This window comes from Roseofilum sp. Guam, assembly GCF_017746735.1.
Classification (GTDB): domain Bacteria; phylum Cyanobacteriota; class Cyanobacteriia; order Cyanobacteriales; family Desertifilaceae; genus Roseofilum; species Roseofilum reptotaenium.
Genome location: NZ_JAGHZN010000111.1, coordinates 1 through 4,958, shown reverse-complemented (window position 1 = coordinate 4,958; position 4,958 = coordinate 1). Strand labels below are relative to the sequence as shown.

The following is a 4,958-nucleotide window of genomic DNA, read 5'->3' as shown; positions in this document are numbered from 1 at the left end:
TCAAAACCTGGGCCGAATTTGGTATTAAAGTAACGAACCAAACCTCAACTCCCTATCGCTTTATCTTCTTTAACTTAGAAATGGAAATGGTAAGACCAGACGGACAACTCATCCAACCTGATTATGCTAGAAATGGAACAAATATCCCATGGCAGTCAGATTTTCTCTTAGCTAAACCGGGGGAGGCCTTAACTTTCTGGATCAAAGCTAAATTTGTCTGGAGGGGGTATAGGCTTGGATTTTGCTATCGAGACCTCTCTAATGGTTTCTATACTTTTCTAGGTCTAAAACCGATTAAATATTGGGTGCGTTTTACTTACAGAAATGTATTCCCAATATCCCCAAATCCCAACATCAATATATATATGGCTTCAAACGATATTTGTTCTTGCAATCAGCCTTGGCCTTTTCCAGAAGAACTTTGGACAGGTATAGCCTCTTCACCCTACGAAGAATTCTACTTAGAATATCCTCCAGATTAAGGATAAGGAGTGAAAAATAGCTTGTTTGTTTACCTGATGGAGATCGCTCGCCACAACTGAATCCTTACAGTATAACGAATATTCTTAAATTCAGTAATATCACTGTATCTTTGATCATCTGATATAGGTAATATCTAGCCAACATGAATGAAAACAATTTTATCGAAGTTAATGATATTCGCTTTGAAACCCTTGTACCCAAGCGAGTATTAACTCTGCCCAAGAGAAACCTAATTCAAAAACTTTCCGACCTAGGAAAGCATCTATTAAAACCACCCTTGCATCCGTCCCCTGGATATCCGGTGGAGATAGGGATTAGGATTACAAATAACAGCGATTGCCCTCTTTACTTTACTTTCAACTTTGTATTATTTCCAGAACTTATTAAAGCTGAAACTGGTGAAATTGTAGAAGTAAGTGGGGGTTGGCTTAGTCTTTCTGGAGTAAAGGAACCAGATTTAGCTTTAACTATGCCTGGAGAAAGTACCAGCTTTTTTCTTGATGCCAAAATATGTTGGCTTTGTGGCAAAAATTACGGACTTAGCATGGTTATAAGTGGTGGTCAGTTTGTTTTTGAACCTCTTGATTTAGGGTGGTATCAGCTTCGATTTAGCTATGAAAATCAAAAAGGAACTAAACAGCTATATGATTCTATTATCAAAAAAACTCAAGTAATAGAGGGATTTTGGATGGGTCAAGTATTGACTCCGTTTGTAGATATTTGGTTCGTCAATATTTAAAAAAAAGAATCTTTTGTTCAAAACTAATAAATTAAGGAATCCCAAAAAATGAAACACCAAAAATTTTATCTAGTCTGGTTATTAACAGTTTTCCTATCCGGGTTAACAGGTAAGGCAAGTTTTGGCTTTACTATCATACCTGCACAACCGGGTGCCAGCGAGTTTTACAGAAAAGAATCCTACTACACAGTAGGCGATCTTATTGGAAAGACGGAATTAGATACCCGTTTATGGTGGGACCCTAATACATGGAATGATACTGTTGGGGGTGTCACTGAAATCAAAAGAGGTGGAACAGGAGAATTTTTGAGACGGTTAACTCAGTGGTCTCTTGTCGAGTCGTCTCCTGAATATACTTGGTCTTTTCTGCCAGCAGAAAATGATTTAGAGGGGAGTTTTGAAATAGTGACTAATCAAGCTTGTGGTTATAGGGATGGGTGTGGTGATGCCAGTACAGATGTAGACCCTGTAAGGACAGGAATTTATCGTGGAGTCGGTTCTCTTTTTCATGTCAAATACCATCCTGGTTTGAACGATCCTATGCCTGGTGAAGGAAAGCTTCACTGGATTCAGATGGTACAAGCTAGCTACAAAGGATTGTTTGGTGTTTTTCCTGCTGTGGTAATTGACAATGGAGGAAGCCCTCGCATTCCTTACTATGACCATCCCGGCGATAGTGTTGCTGGTGAAGACTTTTTTATTGATCGACCATACGCTAGTGGTAAAAGAAGGGCTCGCGGGAACCATTATTTTAACGCACAACTCTATCTAGTTGAAGAAATCACACCACCAGAAAGCAAGAAAAGGGAAGTCAAGATTTATAACGGAATCAGATGGGGGTGGAAAAACAAAGTATCAGAGAAAAAACAAGATCAAAATCCGGTTTGCCCCCCTGGAAGCGAACATAATTTGGCCAGTAACAACAGTGATAGTCTAGTCGCTAGCAATAGTAGTGAATGTGTAGTGGCTAAAAAATTCTCAGACAGCCTATCATCAGGTACAGAAAGAGACAACTTTAACCTAGACGGCCTCACTCCTGGAGCCACCTTTCACGCCTGGATTAACAATGACCTGCCCTCCAACCAATGCAACCCCAATACTTACCTGAGCGGATATGATGATAACGGCTATTTCCTTGGAGCTGACGATAACAGCAGTCAGCTTGGTGATGGTTTTGCCTCCTCAGTCTTGGGTACTGTTTCTAGTAGTGGTAGGATCAATTTATCTGTTAAGGCTGCTGATGGTGGTCGTCGCGGAGAAGATGAGGGTAACTACGAACTTTATATCAATGTATTTAATACTGAAGACTCCCCAATAGGAACGGGTAGTGAAGGCAATAACAATGGCAGTATTACACTCGGTGGTAGCGGTGGTGGAGGGATTATCATCGGCGGTAGCGGTGGTGGCGGTATTATTGGCAGTAGTGGAGGTGGAGGAGTTATCCTTGGCAACGAGGACGGCGGTGACATTGAAGATACACCGGGTCGCACTCAACAAAATCCCATACTCCCCAGTAGCATCGACTCTGATGGCTGGCAACACTTCTCTAACGTTCCCGGTTGTCGCTGGTATGACCCACCCATAGAGAAGGGATTTGAATTTGTCGCCACCGATGACACCCTATTTACGGAAATTCTAGATTTTCCTGTCGGTCAAGACGATTTGTTTACAGTTATGGTTGACGACCTAATTCTGGGAGAGTTTAGTCCCGGAGATAGAGTCGATTTTCTTTCCTTACTCGGTTCAGGTGTTTCCCGGTTTAAAGTAACTGATATTGATTATTTCATCGGTAATACAGAAGAAACGTATTTTCCAATTCAACTGGCATTTGATAAAAATGTCGGCAGTTTTAAGATGCGTCCGATAGTCGCTGAAGAAGAAACGAAAAAGCAGAAAGTCCCAGAATCCAATTCGGTGTGGGGTTTAATCGGGTTGGGTGCTTTTGGAGTCTGGAAATTTATCGGTTTGAGGAATCGGAAGTAGTTAGAGTTGAAGTCATCAGTTATAGTCATTTTCATTAAGGGCGATCTATGACAATCGATCGCCAACGGTGGTATCTGTAGGAGCAAAAAATATGCAAGCCCCTACAACCCTGATTTGCACGGCAAAAGAGGTACAACGACGAAGATATTCCTGGCGAGGGTACTCTCATGGACAGCATGAAAAATAAGGACTCCAGCGATAAAACAGGTTTTCCCAGTCCCGCGCGAAGCACTATTGTTTACACCCTATTATTTACCCTTAGTATCATTATCATTAATCCTTGGGGAAGCAGTCGGGGAGAAATCTGGACTCAACCCAAATGTGCTGTACTGGCTCTGATTGCGATCTGCAATCTCTACCTACTGTGGAAAAATTGGCTAACTCTACACATTCCCAAAAGCTGGTTTACCTCTAAACTTCTCTGGGAAATATTTCTGTTGATTGGATTCATTTCTACTCTCCTGAGTCCGTTTCCCATGCGCTCTCTATTCGGTCAAGATCAGATGGGAGATGGTTGGCTCTACTGGTTGCTGATCGCAGCTTTCACTCTCAGTAATACCCTGGTTTTAAAACGATATCCACAACTATTGCCCGCTCAACTCTACGGCTTTCTCATCGGTGGCATTCTTCTGGCTTTGAGTACCTTTCCCCAGTTGATTGACTGGCGTATTGATTACACGGCAACCACCGGACAATTACTGCGAGATCATATCCTAGTCAGCACTATTTTTCAGAATCATCAACCTATCGGTTTCTACTCCCATCGCGGTCATGCTGCATTTGTGTTGGCAGCCCTTGGCGTGATGGCGGTTGCTTGCAGACAGCTCAGATGGGTATCGTTGCCAACAACCGTGACGATAATCATTCCGATCGCGATCGCCTTATTTTTGGCCAATACTCGGATGGCTCTTGTTGCTTTCATCTTTGGCATTTTATACTTGTCAGGAAGGAAATACTATCGACGACTAATTCCCCTTATTTTGGTGGTCATACTGATGATTGGGGTCATGACTACCACCAGACAAATTTCAGGTTTGTCTGCGATCCAACAAATAACCTCAGACCGAATATACCTGTGGGAGTTAGCCACTCGTGGGATCGGCAAACGCCCTTTATTTGGGTGGGGTTTCAATGGTTTCGGCATTGCTTATCCCTATATCCGATCGCCAAAAAATAGGCCCAATGTCGTCCGTTTGGGTCATTTAAGTTACGATGTCGTGGGTGAAAATGGCAGCTTGCGTACGTTACCTTTGATTACCTATAAAGCTCATAATCTAATTTTGGATACGATTTTATCAGTGGGTATACTGGGAATGCTATCTTATACGGCATTGTGGGGATATGGTGTTTTTCTCGTTGTGCGATCGCCAAACCGGAAACTCTTGGCAGTGGCGATCGCCTATTGGGTTTTCACTTTAACCTGGTTTGAAGTAGCTCAGTTTACCCATATAGCTTGGTGGACACTATCGGTAAGCGGGAATACAAGGAGTAAAACATCGCACGCTGTAACCTAAGAAGCCACCTCATCGGTATTCGTAATTGAAAAACTTTCGGATAAAGAAGTGAAAAAAAGTAACTATCCATCGTTCAATTCTTAAACCTATGGCATCCCTGGAGAGTAATTACACTATTACTGGTGGTATCAGGTTTGAAACCCTCGTACCAGAACGAGTCTTGATTATCCCCAACCAGGATAATATCAAAACCTGGGCCGAATTTGGTATTAAAGTAACGAACCAAACCTCAACTCCCT

Annotated in this window: 3 protein-coding genes and 1 pseudogene; all 4 read left to right on the top strand. The window is 42.3% G+C overall.

Going from position 1 to position 4,958, the window contains the following annotated elements:
- Nucleotides 1-482, top strand: a pseudogene (locus J7529_RS24325) (hypothetical protein); the annotation flags it as partial.
- 143 nt (nucleotides 483-625) lie between these two features.
- Nucleotides 626-1,222, top strand: coding sequence for a hypothetical protein (locus J7529_RS24320; RefSeq protein WP_318731127.1), 597 nt, complete (start codon nucleotides 626-628; stop codon nucleotides 1,220-1,222).
- Nucleotides 1,223-1,270: 48 nt separating this feature from the next.
- Nucleotides 1,271-3,205 (top strand): hypothetical protein, encoded by a 1,935-nt coding sequence (locus J7529_RS24315; RefSeq protein ID WP_318731126.1) that lies wholly within the window; start codon nucleotides 1,271-1,273, stop codon nucleotides 3,203-3,205.
- A 167-nt stretch (nucleotides 3,206-3,372) separates the two neighbouring features.
- Nucleotides 3,373-4,719: an O-antigen ligase family protein gene (locus tag J7529_RS24310; RefSeq protein ID WP_318731125.1), complete on the top strand. Its 1,347-nt coding sequence runs from the start codon at nucleotides 3,373-3,375 to the stop codon at nucleotides 4,717-4,719.
- Nucleotides 4,720-4,958: the final 239 nt, after the last annotated feature.

Coding starts and splice junctions, on each gene's coding strand:
- J7529_RS24320 (WP_318731127.1), top strand. CDS start 626: ATGAATGAAAACAATTTTATCGAAGTTAATGATATTCGCTTTGAAACC.
- J7529_RS24315 (WP_318731126.1), top strand. CDS start 1,271: ATGAAACACCAAAAATTTTATCTAGTCTGGTTATTAACAGTTTTCCTA.
- J7529_RS24310 (WP_318731125.1), top strand. CDS start 3,373: ATGGACAGCATGAAAAATAAGGACTCCAGCGATAAAACAGGTTTTCCC.